Source organism: Pseudomonas fluorescens (assembly GCF_902498065.1).
GTDB lineage: Bacteria > Pseudomonadota > Gammaproteobacteria > Pseudomonadales > Pseudomonadaceae > Aquipseudomonas > Aquipseudomonas fluorescens_BJ.
Window position 1 is genome coordinate 1 of record NZ_CABVIR010000013.1, and the last position, 20,614, is coordinate 20,614.

Sequence of the window (20,614 nt, forward strand, 5' to 3'; positions counted from 1 at the left end):
TAATTATATATTCCTTTTAATGTCGTTCCGGGAGGTGCACTTTGAGTGCCTGCACATCCGCTCGGATGCGTTCGATATCACACAGGAAGCTGCATCATGACCATCAAAGCGATCAACGTTCGCAACCAGTTCAAGGGCGTCATCAAGGAAATCGTCGAAGGCGAAGTGGTCTCGGAAATCGATGTGCAAACCGCTTCAGGGATTGTCACCTCGGTGATCACCACCCGTTCGGTGCGCGATCTTGAATTGAGGGTGGGCAGCGAAGTCATCGCCTTCGTCAAATCGACCGAGGTCTCGATTGCCAAGCTCTGAATCGACTTTCAAGAAAACGACAAGCCCTGGCTCGCGCGAATCAGGTCATAGGCCTTGCGCACGATCAGGTTGGCGGTGTCAGGCCGGATCCAACGGTACCAGGTGAGGTCCGGCAATCGCGGCAACCCATCATGTTCACCCAGCACACGCAGGTCCTGGAGTTTCCAGCAAGCCCAGCCTTTTCAGGTCGGGCTTTTTCATGCCTTCAGGTTCACTGATCCTTTTCGCAATTGACCATCCACGACACGCCAAACCGGTCGACCAGCATCCCGAAGCGCGCGGCCCAGAAGGTCGCTTCCAGCGGCATTGGCACGCTGCCGTCTTGCGCCAGTGCGCTGAAGACTCGTTCCGCCTCGGCAATGCTGTCGACGTTCAGCGATACCGAGCAACCGGCCATGTCATCCGTGGGGCGGTCAGGTGTGGTATCCGAGCCCATGATCGCCTGGTCGCCCACCGACAGACGGGTATGGATGATCAAGTTGTGCAGGTCTGCAGGAAAGTGCTCACGCGCCGGGCTTTCACCGAAGGTCATCATGACGTCGAGCTGGCCTTGCAGGGCTTGGGCATAGAAGGTGAAGGCGGCTTTGCAGTCGCCGTTGAAGATCAGGTAGGGATTGATTTTCATGTTTTACTCCCGATGACAAAGGAGGCAGAGGAAGGCGCGTTTCACCTCCGGCTCTGCGGCAGTTGGACTCCATAGCAAAGCGTTAGAGGCGGGAATTGGCAACATTGGTTTAGATGTTTTTCCTATTGCGGCGGTGCGGCTTATGGCTTCCCGCAATGGCGCATCAGGCGGCTACGCGAGTCACCGACGGGCGCAGTAAACGCTCAATGGCCCCACCGACGAGATTTTCCAGCAGCTCGTCACGCTCGTGCTCATCCAACGCATGTTGCGCCAGCCAGCCGGGTGCGCTGTTGAGCAGGTTGGCGATAGCATGCCCGGCGGCATGTTGCCCCTGTTCGCTGAGACGGGATTTTGTTCCGAGCATCAGCAGCAATTTGCGTTCGTACTGCTCGCGCAACTGCCGAACGCGTGCTTGCTGCTCGTCATTCAAGCAGCCGCTGTCGCGCTCGACCAGGCGAAAGTGCCAGGGCATTTCCTGATGCAGGTTCAGGTGCGCGCGGATCAGGCTGTTTAACCTGTCGCGTTTTGCCGAAGCCTTTTGCTCGATGCGCCCCAGGGTTGCCAACAGCTCTTCGTAGAACTCCTCGATCAGGTCGAGCAGCAAGTGCTGTTTGCTGGGGTAATGGTGATACAACGAGCCCGGGGCGAGCCCCAGGCACGTCGCGAGCTCACGCATGCCGACCTGACCGAAACCCTTGCTGGCAAACAGCTCCAGCACTTTGTCGCGGTACTCGGCGAAACGTGAGCAACGCTCAGGCATAGGCATGGAAGCCACGCCCCGTTTTGCGTCCCAGGTAGCCGGCGGCGACCATTTCCTTGAGCAGTGGCGCCGGGCGGTATTTGCTGTCGTTGAAACCGTCGTAGAAGGCTTCAAGAATCGCCAGCACGGTGTCCAGGCCGATCAAATCCGCCAGCGCCAGCGGGCCGATGGGCTGGTTGCAACCCAGGCGCATACCAGCGTCGATGTCTTCGGCGCTGGCCAGGCCTTCCTGAAACACCAGGATCGCTTCGTTGATCATCGGCACCAGAATCCGGTTGACCACAAAGCCTGGACGGTTACCGGCGGTGATCGCGGTTTTGCCCAGGGTGGTGGCCATGTCCAGCGCCAGCGCGTGGGTCGCGTCGCTGGTTTGCAGGCCACGGATCACTTCGATCAGGCCCATCACAGGCACCGGGTTGAAGAAATGCAGGCCGATGAATCGCTCAGGCTGGCTGACGCTGGCGGCAAGTTGGGTAATCGACAGCGACGACGTATTGGAGGCAATCACGCATTCAGTGCTGACCTGCGCGGCGATCTGTTGCAGCACGCGCAGTTTCAGGTCGAGGTTTTCGGTGGCGGCTTCGATCACCAGTTGCACGTTGTGCAGGCTGCTGTAATCGGTGCTGGTGCGGATCCTGTCGAGGGCGGCGAACTTTTCGACTTCCGTCAGCGTGTCCTTGGCAACTTGCCGATCGAGGTTCTTTCCAACGGTCGCAACAGCTTTTTGCAGCGCGCTTTCGGAGATATCGATCAAGGTCACGTTGAAGCCGGCTTGGGCGCAGACTTGTGCAATACCGTTGCCCATGGTGCCTGCGCCGATCACGCCAATGTTTTGCAGATTCATATACCCGTCCTTCCGATCAAACCCTGCGATACCTTGGCCGTCGTAGCGGTCGAAGGCGTACTATTGGCCGCGAGTCTAGAACCGGCGGGGCGGTTGTCCTATGCCGAAACTGTTCAAGGGTGCTGGTGTTTTTTGCCATTCGGGTGATGGGGAGCGAAGCGTTCAGATGCGGGAAAAGGACTCGGTGGCCGCCTATTTCGTACAGGCGATGATCCATGGGCTGGGGGACAATTCGCAGCGGCGCAGGGCGGCGCTGGAACAGGCCGGTATCGACCCCGCGTTGATCGAGCAACCGGTGGCGCGGGTGCCGGCCAGTGCGTTCGCTGCGTTATGGCTGATCCAGATCCGCGAACTGGACGATGAGTTCTTCGGGCTCGACTCGCACGGCATGCCCCCGGGCAGCTTCGCCCTGATCTGCCGCGCATTGATTCAGGAGCCCGACCTGCACAAAGCCATGCGTCAGTGCCTGAGCAACTTCTCCCTGTTCCTGCGCGACTTTCGCGGCACGCTGACGGTGCGCGGCAAGCGTGCAGTCATCAGTCTGGAGACTCACGCGCAAAACAACGACGTCGCACGCTTGGGCGAAGAGACTTTTCTGGTGCTGATGATCAGCCTGCTGTGCTGGCTGGGCGGGCGACGCATCCCCATCGACCGTGCGGACTTCCGCCATGAGCGCGTGTCCCTCAGCGATGACCGTTTGCTCTGGGGTCCCAATCTGACCTTCGGTGCCGAACGCACCGAGATCGAGTTCGCCAGCCACTACCTGCGCCTGCCCGTCGTTCAGGACCTGGCCTCGCTGAAAGTGTTTTTACGCACCGCGCCGCAATGGCTGGTGATCCGCTTTCGCAACCAGCATGGGCTCGCGTCACAAGTTCACCAGCGCCTGCGCAACAGCCATTACAGCCAATGGCCGACCTTGCAGGCCTTCGCCCTGGAGCAACATCTGAGCCCCAGCACTTTTCGCCGCAAACTGGAGCGGGAAGGGTGTTCGTATCAGGAGATCAAGGACGAAGTGCGACGCGGGGTTGCGTTTGAACAATTGCGGCTGAGCAACGCGAGCATTGGCGATATTGCCGAACAGTTGGGGTTTCAGGAGCCAAGTGCGTTTCACCGGGCGTTCAAGAAGTGGACGGGGGAGAGTCCGGGACGGTATCGGGCGCGGTTTTTGGAGTAGATGGCGTGGGAGTCAGATTGAGTTTTTATCTGATTGTTCTCGGTTGTTTGTACGAATTTTCCGTGCTTTTTAACCTGAAATCTCTTGTCACGACAGCACAGGAACAGCGGATGACATGAGCCGTCGATGTGAGTTATTAATTTGCGCTCGGTCGAACTTTTCAATGGATTGGAAATGGCATGGATGGCTTGGTCAAGGAGGTAATTCCGTTACTTCAGTATTTGCTTCCGGGGTTTTTGGCTGCCTGGATTTTCTACGCGCTCACGGCATTCAAGCGCCCGGATACCTTTGGACAGATAGTCCAGGCACTGATTTTCACGTTTGTGATTCAGTCGCTGGTTGTCGGTTTAGGATCGTTGCTGCTTTTAGCGGGGGAGCACTTTTTTTCAGTCGGCGCGTGGGACAAGAAGTCGGAAGCTTTATGGTCAGCCGTGATTGCGGTGGTGATGGGATTTCTTTCGTGTCACGTCGCGAACAGCGACAAGCTTCATGCGTTACTCAGGAAGCTGAAAGTCACCACTCAAAATTCGTTTCCGTGCGAGTGGTACAGTGCTTTTTTATCGAGGCAGGGATTCGTGATATTGCATTTGATCGGAGGGAAGCGCCTGTTTGGCTGGCCAAGCGAATGGCCATCGGAGCCTTCAAACGGGCAGTTTGTTCTCGAGTTTCCTCGCTGGATTGATAACCACGGCAATCCGTTGCCTGTCAGGGCCAAGGTTATTGTTATCGATGCTTCAAAAGTACAGTGGGTCGAATTTGCAACAACAATAGGGGGATCAAATGAGCAAAATGCCGAACGTAATGCCGCCTGAGCTAAGGCGGTTAATGGAGGACTGGGATAATGGTGGTCCTCCCCCCCCCGGATTGGTGATTCCAATCGGTCCTCCCCCTTCAAGAAGAGCCTCCGAGAAACCGCGCAGGCGCAACCGATAAACATGCCTGCGACCCTTTCCCGCATCACCTCATTGCTCGATCAGGCCAGACGCGCCTTGCTCCTGGTCTGGGCCACTTCTCGCGGGTTGTTTCTGGGCCTGGTGCTGGCGACCCTGATCGCGGGTGTACTCCCGGCATTGGCTGCCTGGCTTGGCCAGCGCATTGTCGATGCAGTGGTTTTCGCCATGCAATTGCATGCACAAGAGGGCAGTGCGCCGTTGTGGCCGGTGGTGCGTTACGTGCTGTTCGAAGCCGGTGTGCTCGCGTTGCTGTCCGGGACTCAACGAGCGCTGTCGGTTCAGCAATCGCTGTTGCGAGTGCAGTTGGGGCAGAAGGTCAACACGATGATTCTGGAGAAGGCCCAGACGTTGTCGCTGGTGCAATTCGAGAATTCCGAGTTCTACGACAAGCTGGTGCGAGTGCGGCGCGAAGCGTCCACCCGGCCATTGGCGCTGGTGATGAAGTCGCTGGGGCTGATCCAGAACCTGATCGTGCTGATCAGTTTCGGTGTGTTGCTGGTGCATTTTTCGCCGTGGGCGCTGGTGCTGTTGGTGGTCGGCGCACTACCGGTATTTTTTGCCGAAGCGCATTTTTCCGGGGATGCGTTCAGGCTGTTCACCCGTCGTGCACCGGAGAGTCGGCAGCAGAATTACATCGAGACGCTGCTGTCCCACGAGGGCTACATCAAAGAGGTCAAACTGTTCGGCTTCGCGCCGCTGCTGCTGAAGCGTTATCGCGACACGTTCGCGCGTCTTTACGCTGAAGACCGTCGGCTGACCTTGCGCCGCGATGGCTGGGGCTTTGTGCTGGGATTGCTGGGCACGGGGGCGTTTTATCTGGCCTATGCGTGGGTGGTGGTCGACACCGTCCACGGCAGCATCACCCTCGGCCAGATGACCATGTACCTGGTGCTGTTCAAGCAGGGGCAGACGGCTGTGAGCAGCAGCTTGAGCGCCATCAGTGGTCTTTACGAAGACGGGCTATATCTGTCGAGCCTCTACGAATACCTGGCCGAGCCCGTGGCGGCCGACACGGGCAGCCTGAAAGTGGGGGCGCTGCCCGGCGATGGTCTGCGGTTCGAGAACGTCGGGTTCCGCTATCCGGGTGCGAGTCGCGCGGCGCTGGAAGGTATCGATCTGCATCTCGTGCCGGGACACAGCGTGGCGCTGGTGGGGGAGAACGGTTCGGGCAAGACCACCCTGATCAAGTTGCTGACCCGTCTGTACCGTCCCGATCAGGGCCGCATCCTGCTGGACGGCAGCGATTTGCAGACGTGGGAAGAAGATGCGCTGCGCCGGCGCATCGGCGTGATTTTCCAGGACTATATTCGCTACCAGTTCTCCGTGGGCGAGAACATCGGCGTCGGTGACACCCTGGCGTTCAACGATGAACAGCGTTGGCAGGCGGCCGCCGCAGAGGGCATGGCCGCACCTTTCATCGAGCGTCTGGATCGCGGCTATGCAACGCAGTTGGGTCGCTGGTTCGCCGGCGGGCAGGAACTGTCCGGCGGTCAATGGCAGAAGATCGCCTTGTCCCGCGCTTACATGCGCCGTGATGCCGATATTCTGATTCTGGATGAGCCGACCTCAGCCCTCGACCCGGCGGCGGAAGCGGCGGTGTTCGAGCATTTCAGCGAGCAGACCGAAGGCCGCATGACGCTGCTGATTTCCCACCGTTTTTCCAGCGTGCGCAATGCCGACCACATCATCGTGCTGGATCAGGGCGCGATCCTTGAGCGCGGCGATCACGCCAGTCTGGTGGCCGCGGGCGGGCGTTATGCACAATTGTTCAACTTGCAGGCGCAAGGTTATCGCTAATTGTCAGGAGTCCTGAGAACCGCGAGACAGCGCCTGCCCGGCCATTTGTGGCGGTTTTACTTTCATCAGACCTTCAAGTGCCTGCCGATACTGGGTGCCGCCAAGGCTCATGCTGTTGTTGTGCGTGCCACCCGGCACCAACAACAGGTGCTTGGGTTCGCTGGCGGCGTTGAACAATTGCTGGCTGAATCGCGAGGGCATGAATGTATCGGCCAGGCCATGCACCACCAGCAACGGCATGTCGATGTCGACGATCTTGTCGATGGAATCGAATTTCTGCGACAGCAGCCAGCGTACCGGCAGCCATTTCACCGGCAGGTTGCTTTCGGCCACTTGCGCCACGGCATCACCCAGTGACGTGAACGTGGATTCGATCACCAGGCCGCGCACGGGGACGGGAACATGGTCCTTTTTCGCCTGTGCGGCCAAGTCTGCCGCGAGGTCGATGGCTACCGCGCCTCCGAGGGAGTGGCCATAGATCAGGCGCTTGCTGGCGTCCGGTTGCATCGTTGTGAAGCGTTCCCAGGCGGCTCGCGCGTCTTCATACACGCTGGCTTCCGACGGCAGATCGCCTTTGCTCTGGCCAAACCCGCGGTAGTCGATGGCCAATACGGAATAGCCCATGGCACGCAATTGTTCGATGCGAAACGCCTGGCCGGTGAGGTTCCAGCGCACACCGTGCAGATAGAGAATCGACGGCGCATCCCGGCGTACGGCCGGCCACCACCAGGCATGCAGGTTCTGCCCGCCTTTGAAGTTGACGGGCTTGATGTCGAACTCTTGAACGTCCTTCGGCAAACCGCGATACCAGCCCGCCGTGCCCGGTTCGATACGGAACAGCAGCTCGCGCTCGGTGTGCTCAAGTACGCCGCAACTCACCGGCAGGCCGACAATCAGCGCGACCATGCACAGCAAGGGCAGCCAGCGTCGGCGCAGGCGTGTGAGCAGGGAGGAGGGCATCGGGTGATCCACCGGTAAAAACTGAAGTTCGGTTTTTAACAGAAGCGAGTTGGCGCCGGGAAACAATTCGACAGTCGTTCACCAAATCCCCTTGTTGGCGCAAGCTTGCTCCTACAAGGGGCGGTGTTGCTCCAATTGCAGATCAATCCACCCGCAACACAATTTTTCCAATGTGCTCGCCACCCTCCATCCGCGCATGAGCCTGTGCCGCCTCGGCCAATGGATACACCTTGTCGATCATCGGCAGACAGCGCCCGGCGGCGAGCACAGGCCAGACATACTCACGTAGCTGCTCGGCGATCGAGGCTTTTTCTTCCACGGTCCGTGGGCGCAGCAACGAGCCTGTCACGATGGCGCGTTTACTCATGATTGCCATCAGATCGACGTCCTTGGCGTGGGCGCCGCCAAGAAAGCCCAACATCACCAGTCGACCTTCCATGCCCAGCGCCGCGATGTTCGAATTCAGGTACGAGCCGCCCATGATGTCGAGAATGACATTGACGCCTTTGCCGGCGGTTTTCTCCTGGATGACCTGGGCGAAATCCTGATCGCGATAGTTGATCGCTTCGGCGCCCAACGTGCGGATCGCCGCGCACTTCTCCTCGCTGCCCGCCGTGGCGAAGGCCTTGACGCCGAATTCGCGACACAGCATCAAGGCGGTCGTACCGATGCCGCTGGTGCCGCCGTGAATCAATGCGCGCTGACCTTTGCTGGCGCCGCCCATGTCAAACAGGTTGGCCCACACCGTGAAGAAGGTTTCCGGGACCGCCGCCGCGTGTACCCAATCCATGCCTTGAGGAATCGGCAGCGTCTGGCTGGCCGGCGCGACGCAGTATTGTGCGTAACCGCCGCCGTTAGTCAGCGCGCAAACGTTGTCGCCGACGATAAATTCGCTGACACCTTTACCGACCACCACCACTTCGCCGGCCACTTCCAGACCCGGGATCGGGCTCATGCCGAGTTTCATCGGGTACTTGCCGGCCCGTTGAATCACGTCGGGGCGATTGACCCCGGCGGCGTGCACGCGAATCAGCACCTCGCCCGGCCCCGGGGTTGGTACGGGTTCCTGACGTGGCTTTAACACCTCCGGGCCGCCGGGTTCGGTGATTTCGATCAGGGTCATGGTTTGGGGCAGATTCATCTGAGTGTCCTGTCTGGGAATGTTCAGTAAGTGGGACCGCGTCAAGCCGTCGGCGACTCAGCTCAATACAGGTTGCAGTCGGTTGCGACGATTGAGCAAGCGCATGCCCTGTTCCAACAGCAGGGCGACGACAATGGCCCCCGTCGCGATGATGAATAACAGAGCGTGATGCCCGCCGCTGGAATTGAACAGCGCCGAATAGGCAAACCCGGCAATCGCCTGGAACGTGGCGAACGACACGGTGGCGCGACTCCAGGCAATCTGCTGCTGATGATGGTTCGGGATCAGCTCGTGAACCCGGGCCAGCGCCAGTGGCACGATGCCTGGAGGGAACGAGCCGAGGATCACCGCCAGCAAGGCCAGCGCGGTGAAGGAACTGGAAATCGACAGCAAACCGACCGCCACTGCCTGCACTGCCAGCACCAGACGAATGCTCAACCGTGCGCCCAGTTTGTCGGCCAGAAAACCGTAACTCACCGGCCCGATAATCGCGCCAAGGCCGTACATCACCCAGATGAGCGCGCCAATATGCGCGCCTGCCCCGAGCCCACGGGCGACGTAATCCACCAGAAACACCATGGCGGGTACGAGCCCGGCAGCCATGAACGCGTATTGGGCGAACAACAGGTAAACGTTCGGATCAGTCGGCATCGTCGATGGTACGGCGGACGGTGCAGCGATGGCCGCTGGCGTGGCTGACGGCCAACCGAACCAACTGGCGGCCGTCAGCACCCATGCCAGTGCGCCGAGACCGAACCAGGTGTTCTGCAAGCCCAGGCTCAACAGTGGCGGCACAATGGTTCCCGATCCGGCGATGCCCAAACCGATGCCCAGAAAAATCGCACCACTGGCCAGCCCGCGGCGCGATGCTGGCACGTGCGGCAACACGGTCGCGGCCACCAACACCATGATCGCGCCGCCGGCGACGCCCGACAGCAGGCGCCAGCCGAAGAACCAGCTTACCGATAACGGAAAGCCGCACGCGAAAAACGACAGCGTCACCGCCACCATCATCAGGCGCAGGGCGCTTTTGTTGGAGGTTCGGCGGGCCAGCGGATGGCCAATCAACGCGCCAATCAGGTAACCCACCAGGTTGGCGGCGCCGAGGTACACCACGTCGCTGGCGGAAAACCAGTGCGCCTGAATCAACGAGGGAATCAGCGGCGTGTAGGCGAACCGCGCCAGGCCGATGCTGACCAGGCTGGCGCAGAGGCCGGCGAAAATCGGCAGCCAGATCGCGCTGCGTGAGGGGGGTGAGGTGCTGAGCATGGGAGCCATCCTGTAGGTTTATCTATGGTGCCCAGCTTATCCAGATTCATTGATGCAATAACGCAGCGATTATGCGTTATTGTGATGCGTATATGCAGCAGTGGAGGATCGTATGAACTGGGATGACACCAGGGTGTTTTTGGCCGTATGCCGGGAGTCGACGTTGCGCGGCGCGGCGCGGGTGCTGGGGGTCGATCAGGCCACCGTCGGTCGACGGATCACGGCGCTGGAAAAGTCCCTGAGTGCGACGCTGTTTCTGCGCACCTCGGAGGGTTACGCGCTGACAGCCGTCGGTGAAGCGGCGTTGAAAGCCGCGGAAAAAATGGAGCATTCCGCTCTGGAGTTGCAGCGCCAGATTCAGGGGCTCGATGATCGACTGACCGGTATCGTTCGGGTCAGTACCACGGACTCCATGGCCATCGATTTCCTGATTCCGGCGATTGCCCGCTTGCATGCACAGCACCCCGATGTGCGAGTGCAACTGGACGCCTCGACGCAGATTTTGAGCCTGTCGAAACGCGAAGCCGACATCGCCGTGCGCAACACCCGGCCGGATAACCCTGACCTGATCGCCCGACGCATCGCGCGTTGGCCGGTGGGCCTGTTCGCGTCCCGTGACTATGTGGAGGCCCATGGCGTACCGGCGCCGGGTTCAGCGTTCGAGGGGCATGATCTGGTGGTGTATCAGCCGTATTTGCAGGGCAACAAGGACATTACGCTGGTCTCGGAACCGCTGGGGCGCGGGCGCATCGTCTCGAGCCTGAGTTCGGGGCTGCTGGTGCGCTGGGCGATTGCGGCGGGGATCGGGCTGGGGGAGATTCCGGTGTACATGGGCGAGCGCGACGGGCTGGTCAGGCTGTGGCCGGAGCGCACGCGACCGGTGCCGTATGACGTGTGGCTGGTGACGCACGCGGACTTGCGGCATACCGCGAGGGTGCGGGTAGTAATCGATGAGATTGTTGCGGGGTTTGCGGGGACTGGCGAGTAACGGCTCAAAGATCACCGCCTCGCTTCGCTCGACAGCACCTGCAAGGATTTGCGTGGGCCTGTAGACACTGTCGAGCGAAGCGAGGTGGCGATTTCTTCACACAAGATTACGGCATTTCCGGCAGTTCCTGAGGCCTCAGGTCAAACACCAGCACTTCGGCCTCCGCGCCATTGTTCAAGGTCAGCAACTGTTCATCGCGAACCCGCACGCCATCGCCTTCCTGCAATTGCAGGCCGTTGAGTTCGACGCTGCCGCGTGCCACATGCACGTAGGCATAACGATTGGCGGCCAGTTCCAGCGTGGCGCTTTCCTTGCCGTCGATCAGGCCGGCATACACCCGTACATCCTGACGCACCTTCAGCGAACCGTTTTTCCCCTCGGGGGAGATGATCAGTTGCAGACGCCCGCGTTTTTTCTGCGGGCTGAAATGCTCTTGCTGATAGCGCGGTTTGGCGCCGCTGACATCCGGCACGATCCAGATTTGCAGGAAGTGCACGCCACGGGTCGCCGAGTGGTTGTACTCGCTGTGTGCCACGCCGCTACCGGCACTCATCAGTTGCACGTCACCGGGGCGAATCACCGAACCGGTGCCCAGGGTGTCCTTGTGTTCCAGGGCACCTTCGAGCACGTAGGAGAAAATCTCCATGTCGCGGTGCGGGTGTTGGCCAAAGCCTTTACCGGCCGCGACGCGGTCATCGTTGATCACCAGCAGGTCGGAAAAACCCTGCTCTTTGGGGTTGCGGTAGTTGGCGAAGGAAAAAGTATGGAACGACTTCAACCAACCGTGATTGGCCGCGCCGCGATCGGAAGCTTTGCGAAGGGTCAGCATGATGAAATCTCCTGTGGGGACGTTGATTCGTCCGAGTGAGGAGAAGGTTAATGTTTATCCTTTTGTGCAATAAGTAGATGGAAATTGAAATACTGTCCCTTTCAGGTTGACAATAATAGGCAGGCTGTTAGCGCCGCATTTGGCCATAATGCAAAGCACAGACTTCATGCCGTGCACATAAACTTGTAGGAGCCGGCAAGCCGGCTTCTACAGGGTTATGTGTATGGCCAGTATTCTTTTTTGATTTCAGTGATTTTGAACCCATGAAAACCGTGGCAATGGTGCTGTTCCCTGACTTTCTCCTGCTCGACATGGCCGGGCCCATGGAGGTGTTTTCCATCGCCAATCGTTATCTCGACCCGGCCGAGCGTTACGAGTTGTCGACCATCGGCACCGAGCACAGCGCGCTGCGTGCCTCCAACGGTGTCAGCGTGCAGGCCGATGTGCACATCGATCAGGCGGACCAGGCGTATGACCTGTTGCTGGTGCCGGGTGGACCGGGGGCCTACAACGAAAAACACCCGCCGTTGCTCGGCTGGCTCAAAGGTGCGGTGAAACGGGCCGAACGTTATGGCTCGATCTGCACCGGTGCATTCGTGCTCGGGCATGCCGGCCTGATTGACGGCTACCGTGTCACCACCCACTGGCACTACACCGAACGGCTGATCAAGGGCTTCCCGAGGGCGACAGTGGAGACCGATCAGATTTACGTCCAGGACCGCAACCTCATCACCTCCGGAGGCGTCACCGCCGGCATCGACCTGGCACTCGCGGTGGTTGCCGAAGACCATGGCAAGAAAGTCGCCCAGGACGTGGCCAAAGTGTTGCTGGTGGTGATGAAGCGTCAGGGCGGGCAAGCGCAATTCAGCCCGTTGATGGCGACTGTAGACCCCCACGAAACGCCGGTGACGCGCGTACAGAATTATGTGCTTGAGCATCTCGACGAGGCCTTCAACATTGAACGCATGGCCGGCCTGGCCACCATGAGTCCACGTCATTTCGCCAGGGTGTTCGCCCGGGAAGTGAACATGACACCGATGGAGTTTCTCCAGAGCGCACGCATCGACTGTGCGAGAAACCTTTTGGAAACCAGTGACTTGCCGCTCAAGACAGTGGCCTTCAAAAGTGGCTTTGGCAGTGTGCGGCACATGCGGTTTCTGTTCAGTGAAAAACTCGGGTTGACCCCGTCCCAGTACCGCGAACAGTTCAGCTAGAGCCTTTTTGTCCGTTGTGCGCACCGTGATGGCCGTGACGCTCCCTCCGTGGCAGTTGTTCTGTTACCGAGGCCTGCGAAGATACCCGTGAACTCTTTGCAATGGAGGTGCGCAAGTCTGGCACGCAATGGAAATGACAATCCGTTGAGCGGCCCCGGGTTTGCGCACGTGGACGTGTATGAACAGCGTCAGAGATTTGAACAGCGAAGCGGTGCTGCGATTCGGCCCTTACGCGTTCCACCTGCGGCAACGGCTGATCCTCGACGGGGATCAGCCATTGCGCATGGGCGGGCGGGCCCTGGATATCCTGCAGGTGCTGGTCCAGCGCGCGGGCAACGTGGTCAGCAAGGACGAGCTCATCGCCCTCGTCTGGCCGACGTCGGTGGTCGAGGAAATCAACCTGCGCGTGCACATCGCCGCGCTGCGTCGCGCCTTGGGCGACGGGCAGAACGGACAGCGCTACATCGTCAACATTCCCCAGCGCGGTTACAGCTTTATCGCGGCTGTGCAGCGGGTACCGGCGAGTACGCTGGCCTCGATTGAAACCGTTCAGAAAACTCAGCACAACCTGCCCGCACGACTGACGCCGGTGACCGGACGCGACTCAATGGTCGGCAGTCTGGTTCGCCAGTTGCCGGTTCGGCGCCTCATGACCCTGACCGGCCCCGGCGGCATCGGCAAGACCACCGTGGCCTTGCGCGTGGCCGAATTGCTCTTGCAGCATTATCAGGATGGCGTCTGGCTGGTGGATCTGGCGATGATCGATGACCCCGCGCAGGTGGTCGATCATCTGACCCGCAAGCTTGAACTGGACGTCGGAACCAACCTGGAAACATGGGCGCAACGTCATGCGTTGTTGGTGCTCGACAATTGCGAGCACCTGCTCGAACGTTGCCGGACACTGGTCGAGGACTTGCTGATGGCGGCGCCACGCCTGTCGATCCTGGTGACCAGTCGCGAACCGCTCCAGGCGCAGGGGGAAACGGTCCAGCGTTTGCCGCCACTGGCGGTGCCACCGGCGTCGGCGCTGAACAGTGTGGCCGAAGCCATGGGTTATTCGGCGGTGCAGTTGTTCGTCAGCCGAGCCCGTGCTCGTCAGCAAGGGTTTGTGCTGCGCGAACACGACCTCAAGGTTGTGCGCGAAATCTGTCGCCGGCTCGATGGTTTGCCCCTGGCCATCGAACTGGCGGCGGCACAGATTGATGCGTTGGCGCTGGTGGGCGTGCAAGCTCAATTGAATAACTGTTTTCAGCTGCTGACTCAGGGCCGGCGCACCGCCGTGCCCCGGCATCAAACCTTGAAAGCGGCGCTGGACTGGAGCTATGAACAGTTGAGTCCGCTGGAGCAAACCGTGTTGCAGCGCCTGTCGGTGTTCAAGATGGCTTTTACGCTGGACGCCGCGATCGGGGTGATCAGTTGCGCGGCGTTGCTGCCTGCCCGGCTGATTGAAGGGGTGGAAAGTCTGGCGCTCAAATCATTGCTGTCGCTGGAGCAGGGCAGCGGCCTGGCCCGCTACCGTTTCCTCAACACCACCCGCACCTACGCTCTGGAGAAACTCGAGGGCAGTGGTGAATTGCGCACTGTTGAAATGCGTTACGCCCGCTACATCAGCCGGGCGCGCTGGGTATCAAGCGGGCAGGTGACGCTGCAGCTCGTCGAGTAACCGGCGGACTTTCGTCAGGTCCGGCGTGGCAAACCCTTCGGTGAACCGGTTATAGATCGGCGCGAGCAGCGTATGGGCTTGCCGGTGCCGGCCCTGACGTTGCCAAAGCTGTGCCAGCGAAGTGGCGCTGCGCAGTTCCCAGGCGAGGGCGCCCTGATGGTTGGCCACGTTCAACGCCCTGATCAACACGGCCTCGGCCGCCTCGGTGTTCAAAGGGCACTCTTGCGCCAGCAGCGTTTCAGCCCTGGCTCGCAGAATTTCCGCCGTGCTCCAGCCAGCCGTGCCGGTGTCCGCCCGCAGCAGCAAGGCGTCATCGACGAAACCGGTGTCCAGCGTCACCATGATGTCTTTGATCAACCCGACGCCCGGCAGCAGGGACGAGCGCACCTCGGTGTGGTCGATCACCTGTGCATAGTGCATGGCCCAGGTGTAGAACAGCAGCACCGAGTGTTTTTGCGCTTGTTCCAGCAGCAGGTGCAGGAGTTTGCGCGCGGTGCGGGTGTCGCCGTTGTAGTGGGCGATCAGGCAACCGGCCAGCGCCAGGGTGTAGCAGATGGACGTGCCGTGGTTGATCTGAATCGCGATGTCCAGCGCCTGCCGGGCGGTGCGCCATGCTTGTTCCGGCCGGCCCTGCAGCCAGAGGATGCGCGCCAGAATGGTCAGGGCGGCGACGCTCTGGTCGTACTGCACGCCAAAACCGTGGGTGAAGCGGTTGAGGTGTCCACTCTGGGCCATGCGCTGGAGCACCTCTTCGGCATTCACCCGTGCCTGGCCCTGATCCCCGGCAAAGTGCAGCGCCAGTACTCGTAAGCGGTGCGTGCTGAGGGACAACACCGCGTCGCCGTGCAGCCCCAACCGGTCGAACTGATGGCTCTGCTCCAGGGCCATTTGATAGTTGGCGCAACTGAGGTTGACCGCCATGTGCCCGGAAACCGCCCGCAACTGACCGGCCAGGTCGTTGCACTGTCTGGCCAGCGTTCTGGCGCTGACGAAGGCCTCGACCGTTTCCGCCGTGCCGCCCTGGGTGTGGTAGCAGGAGCTTCCGAGGGCCAGTTTGAGGGCCATTTTCAGCCGAGGGCAGGGCTCGGGTGCGGCGTCCAGCAGGGCCAGTGCTTTGCGCACATACACGCCGTGCTCCTTGAGCAGCGACATTTCCTGCCAGAGCGGTGTCGACGTCGCAACCAGGCGGATCGCCAATGCCTGCGGCCCTTGAGCGTTCAAGCCCCAATCGAGGGCCGCGCGAAGATCTTCGAGGCTGCGTGCATAACGCTCGATCCACGTCGCCGTCGCGATCAGCTCCCAGTCCTGCTGGGCCTGATGCATCAAGGCCAGGCAACGCTCGGCGTGGCGTTCGCGGGTGCCCGGCAGGTCTGCGGCCTGGTCGAGTTTTTCCAGGGCATAGCTGCGGGTGGTGTCGAGCAGACGGTAGAACACTTCTTCGTCGCCGACCTCGACATTCAGCAGCGACTTGGCCACCAATTGTGTGATCGAGCCAAACACCTCACAAGGTTCGATATGTTCGCCGACGATCACTGCCGCTGCTGACTCCAGGGTGAAGCCACCCCTGAACACGCCCAGTCGACGCAGGCAGGTTTGCTCGCAGGGGCTCAGCAGTTCGAAGCTCCAATCCAGCGTGGCGCGCAAGGTTTGATGGCGACCCAAGGTGGTCTGACAGCCCTGGGTGAGCAGGCGAAAACTGCCTTGCAGTTGCGTGAGCAATCCGCTCACGCCGAGGCCGCCGACTTGCGCCGCCGCCAATTCAATCGCCAGCGGAATACCGTCCAGGCGCCGGCAGATTTCAATCACCAGCGGCAGCTCGTCATCGCTCAATTCAAAACTGTCGTGGCTGGCCATCGCCCGTTCGACAAACAACTGCAAGGCGGAAAAGCTCAGGGCCTGCGCGCGGTCGAGCACGGCGATGGGCGGCGGGCAGTCCAGTGACTCGAGACGCTGAACAAATTCGCCCTCGGCCCGCAAGCTCTCGCGGCTGGTGGCCAGAATGTGCACGTCGGGCGCGGCACGCAGGATGTTTTCGCTCAACTGGGCAATGGCGTCGAGCAGGTGTTCGCAGTTGTCGATCACCAGCAGCATCTGCCGGTCGCGCAAAAAAGTGGCGAGGTCGTTCATCGGATCGGCGTCGTGCAGCGACAGTTCGAGCAGCGTCGCCAGATGCGCGGCGACCATCAATGGATCGTTGATCGGCGCCAGGTCCAGCAGACGTATGCCATCGCGGTAGCGCCCGATCAGTTGTTCGGCGACTCGCAGGGCCACGGTGGTTTTGCCGATGCCGCCGGAGCCGACCAGCGTGATGAAACGCTGGCGTGACAACTGGAGCACCAGGCTGTCGATGAGGGGCTGGCGACCGATCATGCGTGTGCGACGCACCGGCAGGTTGTGGCCGCTGGGCGTGGGGGCTTCATTCGCTGGAAGTTGCTCGATGTGCTCCAACGAATACGGCGCTACAAAACTGTAGCCGCGTTGGGCCACGGTGACGATGTATCGCTGGCCGGCCTGGCCGTCGCCGAGGGCTTTGCGCAATGCCGCCATGTGCACCCGCAGATTGATGTCTTCGACTACGCTTTTGGGCCAGACCCCGGCGATCAGTTCCTGTTTGCTGACCACATTTCCGGCGTGTTCCAGAAGGATCAACAGAATGTCCATGGCCCGACGACCCAGGCGCAGGGGCTGGTCGGCCTCCATCACCAGGCGTTGTCCGGGATAGATCCGGTAGGGGCCGAAATGGATGGCCTGTACGGGGGAAAGGGTCAACGGGTCACTCCTGCTTGCAGCCGTCTGGAACGCGGTTTCCGAGCATATTCGTCAGGTTTGTTCGTCAGTGCAATGCGTGGCGCGGTGACTTTCGGGTGTTGGCCTGGACTGGCGGTTTCCCGAGAGAGGTCATGAGTTGCGTATTTATTGGGTACGACGCTCTCAAAGACGTTGCCGGGGCATTTGGTGCACCAGGGAAAATTAACAACGTTTAACTCGTCCTGCGTCCGGTCTACGCCCAAAACTCTGACACTGCAACTCCCAAAAGTGTGAGTGTTGAAAAGGGATTTATGTGTCATGAGGACGCCGCAATGAGCAACGTGGTGGTGGTCTATCACAGTGGCTACGGGCACACCCGGGTCATGGCTGAAGCCGTGGCTAAAGGTGTGGAACGGCACCTGGGCAGTACTTGCCAGCTGATTTCGGTTGAGGACGTGGATCAGCACTGGGACCGATTGCACGATGCCGACGCGATCATCTTCGGCGCTCCGACCTACATGGGCAGTGCCTCGGCATCGTTCAAAGGCTTCATGGAAGCCACCGCAGCGTTTTACCTGGCCCAGCCCTGGCGCGACAAACTGGCGGCAGGCTTCACCAATTCCGGTTGTCTGTGTGGCGACAAACTCAACACGTTGCTGCAAATGGCGGTGTTCGCCGCGCAGCACTCAATGATCTGGGTCGGCCTCGACCTGCTGCCGGCACGTTCCGGCACCGGCGTGTTCGACGGGCAACTCAACCGCCTCGGCAGTTCGCTGGGCGCCATGGCGCAGTCGAATGTCGAACAGTCCCCCGAATTCGCACCGCCCGCCGAAGACCGCTGCACCGCCGCGCACCTGGGCGAACGCGTGGCGCGGCTGGCTGAACGCCTGAGCCACTCACCGGTTTGAATCACCCCAACCCTCGCTAAGGAGACATCGCATGAGCACGTTCACTACCCGAGACGGCACCGAGATCTACTACAAAGACTGGGGCACCGGTCAGCCCATCGTTTTCAGCCACGGTTGGCCGCTGAACGCCGACAGTTGGGAATCGCAGATGATCTTCCTCGCCTCCAAAGGCTACCGGGTGATCGCTCACGACCGTCGTGGCCACGGCCGCTCCAGTCAGCCGTGGACCGGCAACGACATGGACACCTACGCCGATGACCTGGCGCAATTGATCGAGTTGCTGGACCTGAAAGACGCCGTGCTGTTCGGTTTCTCCACCGGTGGTGGCGAAGTGGCGCGCTACATCGGTCGTCACGGCACTGGCCGGGTGGCCAAGGCCGGGCTGATTTCCTCGGTGCCGCCCCTGATGCTCAAGACCGAAGCCAATCCCGGTGGCCTGCCGATCGAAGTGTTCGACGGTATTCGTCAGGCGTCCCTGGTCGACCGTTCGCAGCTGTACATCGACCTCGCCAGCGGTCCGTTCTTCGGCTTCAACAAACCTGACGCGAAACCGTCACAAGGCATGATCGACTGGTTCTGGATGCAAGGCATGACCTCCGGCCACAAGAACGCTTATGACTGCATCAAGGCGTTCTCCGAAACCGACTTCACTGAAGACCTGAAGAAGTTCGACATTCCCACGTTGGTAGTGCACGGCGATGCGGACCAGGTGGTGCCGATCGAGGCCGCTGGCATTGCTTCGGCAAAACTGGTGAAAGGTTCTACGCTGAAGGTCTACCCCGGCGCGCCCCATGGTTTGACTGACACCCACAAGGATCAGCTCAACGCTGACCTGCTGGCGTTCCTCAAGGGTTGATGTGCCCTCGGCGCGGGCGCAGATCCGCGCCGTTTTTGCTCCTGATGAGCCGAATTCTTCGAGAACATGACCATGAAAAAGCTGACCAACGCCACCGGGGCACCGGTGGTCGACAACCTCAATATCCAAACCGCCGGCCCTCGTGGGCCGGCGCTTTTACAAGACATCTGGTTGCTGGAAAAACTCGCGCACTTTGACCGCGAACTGATCCCGGAACGGCGCATGCACGCCAAAGGTGCGGGCGCCTATGGCACCTTCACGGTCACCCATGACATCACTCGTTATACAAAAGCCAGCATCTTCAGCTCGGTGGGCAAGGAAACGCCGCTGTTCGTGCGTTTTTCCTCGGTGGCCGGCGAACGCGGTGCGGCGGATGCCGAGCGTGATATCCGTGGCTTCGCGGTGAAGTTCTATACCGATGAAGGCAACTGGGACATTGTCGGCAACAACACGCCGGTGTTTTTCTTCCGCGACCCCCTGCGTTTCTCCGACCTCAACCACGTGGTCAAACGTGACCCACGCACTGGCCTGCGCAACGCCACCAGCAACTGGGATTTCTGGACCCTGCTGCCCGAGGCGCTGCACCAGGTGACCATCGTGATGAGCGATCGCGGGATCCCCACCAGTTTCCGCCACATGCACGGCTTCGGCAGTCACACCTTCAGCCTGATCGACCGCGATAACAAACGGGTGTGGGTGAAGTTTCATTTTGTCTGCCAGCAAGGCATCGAAAACCTCTCGGACGCCGAAGCCGAAGCGGTGGTCGGCAAGGACCGCGAAAGCAATCTGCGCGATCTTTACGAAGTCATCGAGCAGGGCAATTTCCCGCGCTGGAAATTGTGCATTCAGGTGATGGAAGAAGCGCAGGCGCTGAACTATCGGCACAACCCGTTCGACTTGACCAAGGTCTGGCCGCACGGCGAGTTTCCACTGATTGAAGTGGGCATCATGGAGCTCAATCGCAACGCCGAAAACCACTTCGCCGAAATCGAACAGGCAGCGTTTTCGCCGGCCAATGTGGTGCCGGGCGTGAGCTTCTCGCCGGACCGCATGCTCCAGGCGCGGCTGTTTTCCTACGGCGATGCCCAGCGCTATCGCCTTGGTGTGAACTTCAATCACATCCCGGTCAATGCGCCGCGCTGCCCGGCACACAGCTACCACCGCGACGGCGCCATGCGCACCGACGGCAACCTTGGCGGCACCGCCAGTTACTTCCCTAACAGCGTCGGTGAATGGCAGGACTCGCCGGAACTGGCCGAGCCGCCGCTGCCGCTGGAAGGCTTTGCACAGCACTATGATCATCGGTTGGAAGAGGATCATTACGAACAGCCGGGCAACCTGTTCCGCTTGCTCGACCCGGTGCGCAAGCAGTTGCTGTTCGACAACACCGCACGCGCCATGAACGGCGTGCCGCAGGCGATCCGCCAGCGCCATATCGACAACTGCACCAAGGCCGATCCGGCGTACGGGTTTGGCGTGGCCGAAGCGTTGGAGCGGTTGGTGCCGCTAAGGTAAAAAAGGCGGCTGGCTTGCCAGCGATGGCGTCCGAGAAATCGCCATCGCCGGCAAGCCG

18 protein-coding genes and 1 pseudogene are annotated in these 20,614 nt (G+C 60.5%); 10 read left to right on the plus strand and 9 right to left on the minus strand.

Annotated elements, in window-relative coordinates; genetic code table 11:
• Window positions 1-96: 96 nt before the first annotated feature.
• Window positions 97-312 (plus strand): TOBE domain-containing protein, encoded by a 216-nt coding sequence (locus F8N43_RS28700; RefSeq protein ID WP_008032823.1) that lies wholly within the window; start codon window positions 97-99, stop codon window positions 310-312.
• A gap of 8 nt (window positions 313-320) precedes the next feature.
• On the opposite strand, the pseudogene F8N43_RS28705 reads toward F8N43_RS28700, so the two are convergent.
• The 4 genes and pseudogenes from F8N43_RS28705 to F8N43_RS28720 all read right to left on the minus strand — a co-directional run.
• Window positions 321-467 (minus strand): annotated as a pseudogene (locus F8N43_RS28705) (LysR family transcriptional regulator); the annotation flags it as partial.
• 56 nt (window positions 468-523) lie between these two features.
• The gene (locus F8N43_RS28710; protein ID WP_150634195.1) at window positions 524-937 is read right to left on the minus strand and encodes a VOC family protein; all 414 of its coding nucleotides are present in this window, start codon (window positions 935-937) and stop codon (window positions 524-526) included.
• Window positions 938-1,100: 163 nt separating this feature from the next.
• Complete coding sequence (locus F8N43_RS28715) at window positions 1,101-1,703, minus strand: TetR/AcrR family transcriptional regulator (RefSeq protein ID WP_150634194.1); 603 nt, start codon at window positions 1,701-1,703, stop codon at window positions 1,101-1,103.
• Window positions 1,690-2,541: a 3-hydroxybutyryl-CoA dehydrogenase gene (locus tag F8N43_RS28720; RefSeq protein WP_150634193.1), complete on the minus strand. Its 852-nt coding sequence runs from the start codon at window positions 2,539-2,541 to the stop codon at window positions 1,690-1,692. The genes F8N43_RS28715 and F8N43_RS28720 overlap by 14 nt, the downstream gene beginning before the upstream one ends.
• A 166-nt stretch (window positions 2,542-2,707) precedes the next feature.
• On the opposite strand from F8N43_RS28720, the gene F8N43_RS28725 reads away from it, so the two are divergent.
• The 3 genes from F8N43_RS28725 to F8N43_RS28735 all read left to right on the plus strand — a co-directional run bounded on the left by F8N43_RS28725 (window position 2,708) and on the right by F8N43_RS28735 (window position 6,465).
• Window positions 2,708-3,715, plus strand: a complete 1,008-nt coding sequence (locus F8N43_RS28725; RefSeq protein WP_150654693.1) for an AraC family transcriptional regulator — start codon at window positions 2,708-2,710, stop codon at window positions 3,713-3,715.
• 179 nt (window positions 3,716-3,894) lie between these two features.
• On the plus strand, window positions 3,895-4,527 hold the full coding sequence (locus tag F8N43_RS28730) for a DUF6338 family protein (protein WP_150634191.1): 633 nt from the start codon (window positions 3,895-3,897) through the stop codon (window positions 4,525-4,527).
• Between the two features lie 123 nt (window positions 4,528-4,650).
• Window positions 4,651-6,465 (plus strand): ABC transporter ATP-binding protein, encoded by a 1,815-nt coding sequence (locus F8N43_RS28735; RefSeq protein WP_150634190.1) that lies wholly within the window; start codon window positions 4,651-4,653, stop codon window positions 6,463-6,465.
• A gap of 3 nt (window positions 6,466-6,468) precedes the next feature.
• Here F8N43_RS28735 and F8N43_RS28740 read toward each other — a convergent pair whose 3' ends face one another.
• From F8N43_RS28740 to F8N43_RS28750, 3 genes are all read right to left on the minus strand, one after another.
• A complete protein-coding gene (locus F8N43_RS28740; RefSeq protein ID WP_150634189.1) occupies window positions 6,469-7,425 on the minus strand; it encodes an alpha/beta hydrolase in 957 nt (318 codons plus the stop codon).
• A 142-nt stretch (window positions 7,426-7,567) separates the two neighbouring features.
• On the minus strand, window positions 7,568-8,566 hold the full coding sequence (locus F8N43_RS28745; protein WP_150637179.1) for an NAD(P)H-quinone oxidoreductase: 999 nt from the start codon (window positions 8,564-8,566) through the stop codon (window positions 7,568-7,570).
• Window positions 8,567-8,623: 57 nt separating this feature from the next.
• Complete coding sequence (locus F8N43_RS28750; RefSeq protein ID WP_150634187.1) at window positions 8,624-9,835, minus strand: YbfB/YjiJ family MFS transporter; 1,212 nt, start codon at window positions 9,833-9,835, stop codon at window positions 8,624-8,626.
• 112 nt (window positions 9,836-9,947) lie between these two features.
• Here F8N43_RS28750 and F8N43_RS28755 point away from each other — a divergent pair, with 112 nt between their 5' ends.
• Window positions 9,948-10,823: a LysR family transcriptional regulator gene (locus tag F8N43_RS28755; RefSeq protein ID WP_150637177.1), complete on the plus strand. Its 876-nt coding sequence runs from the start codon at window positions 9,948-9,950 to the stop codon at window positions 10,821-10,823.
• A gap of 106 nt (window positions 10,824-10,929) precedes the next feature.
• On the opposite strand, the gene F8N43_RS28760 is transcribed toward F8N43_RS28755, so the two are convergent.
• Window positions 10,930-11,652 carry a pirin family protein gene (locus F8N43_RS28760; RefSeq protein ID WP_150634185.1) on the minus strand — a complete coding sequence of 241 codons (723 nt, stop codon included), beginning with the start codon at window positions 11,650-11,652 and terminating at the stop codon, window positions 10,930-10,932.
• A 263-nt stretch (window positions 11,653-11,915) separates the two neighbouring features.
• Between F8N43_RS28760 and F8N43_RS28765 the strand changes: the two genes are divergently transcribed.
• Both F8N43_RS28765 and F8N43_RS28770 read left to right on the plus strand, forming a co-directional pair.
• A complete protein-coding gene (locus F8N43_RS28765) occupies window positions 11,916-12,866 on the plus strand; it encodes a GlxA family transcriptional regulator (RefSeq protein ID WP_150637175.1) in 951 nt (316 codons plus the stop codon).
• 178 nt (window positions 12,867-13,044) lie between these two features.
• Entirely contained in the window at window positions 13,045-14,529 is a 1,485-nt protein-coding gene (locus F8N43_RS28770; protein WP_150637173.1) for an ATP-binding protein, read from the plus strand.
• On the opposite strand, the gene F8N43_RS28775 is transcribed toward F8N43_RS28770, so the two are convergent.
• A complete protein-coding gene (locus F8N43_RS28775) occupies window positions 14,494-17,298 on the minus strand; it encodes an ATP-binding protein (RefSeq protein WP_150654694.1) in 2,805 nt (934 codons plus the stop codon). The genes F8N43_RS28770 and F8N43_RS28775 overlap by 36 nt on opposite strands.
• A 311-nt stretch (window positions 17,299-17,609) precedes the next feature.
• Between F8N43_RS28775 and F8N43_RS28780 the strand changes: the two genes are divergently transcribed.
• The 3 genes from F8N43_RS28780 to F8N43_RS28790 all read left to right on the plus strand — a co-directional run bounded on the left by F8N43_RS28780 (window position 17,610) and on the right by F8N43_RS28790 (window position 20,556).
• On the plus strand, window positions 17,610-18,185 hold the full coding sequence (locus tag F8N43_RS28780) for a flavodoxin family protein (RefSeq protein WP_150634181.1): 576 nt from the start codon (window positions 17,610-17,612) through the stop codon (window positions 18,183-18,185).
• Between the two features lie 31 nt (window positions 18,186-18,216).
• Complete coding sequence (locus F8N43_RS28785; protein ID WP_150634180.1) at window positions 18,217-19,041, plus strand: alpha/beta fold hydrolase; 825 nt, start codon at window positions 18,217-18,219, stop codon at window positions 19,039-19,041.
• 72 nt (window positions 19,042-19,113) lie between these two features.
• Window positions 19,114-20,556: a catalase gene (locus tag F8N43_RS28790; protein ID WP_318182900.1), complete on the plus strand. Its 1,443-nt coding sequence runs from the start codon at window positions 19,114-19,116 to the stop codon at window positions 20,554-20,556.
• Window positions 20,557-20,614 lie beyond the last annotated feature (58 nt).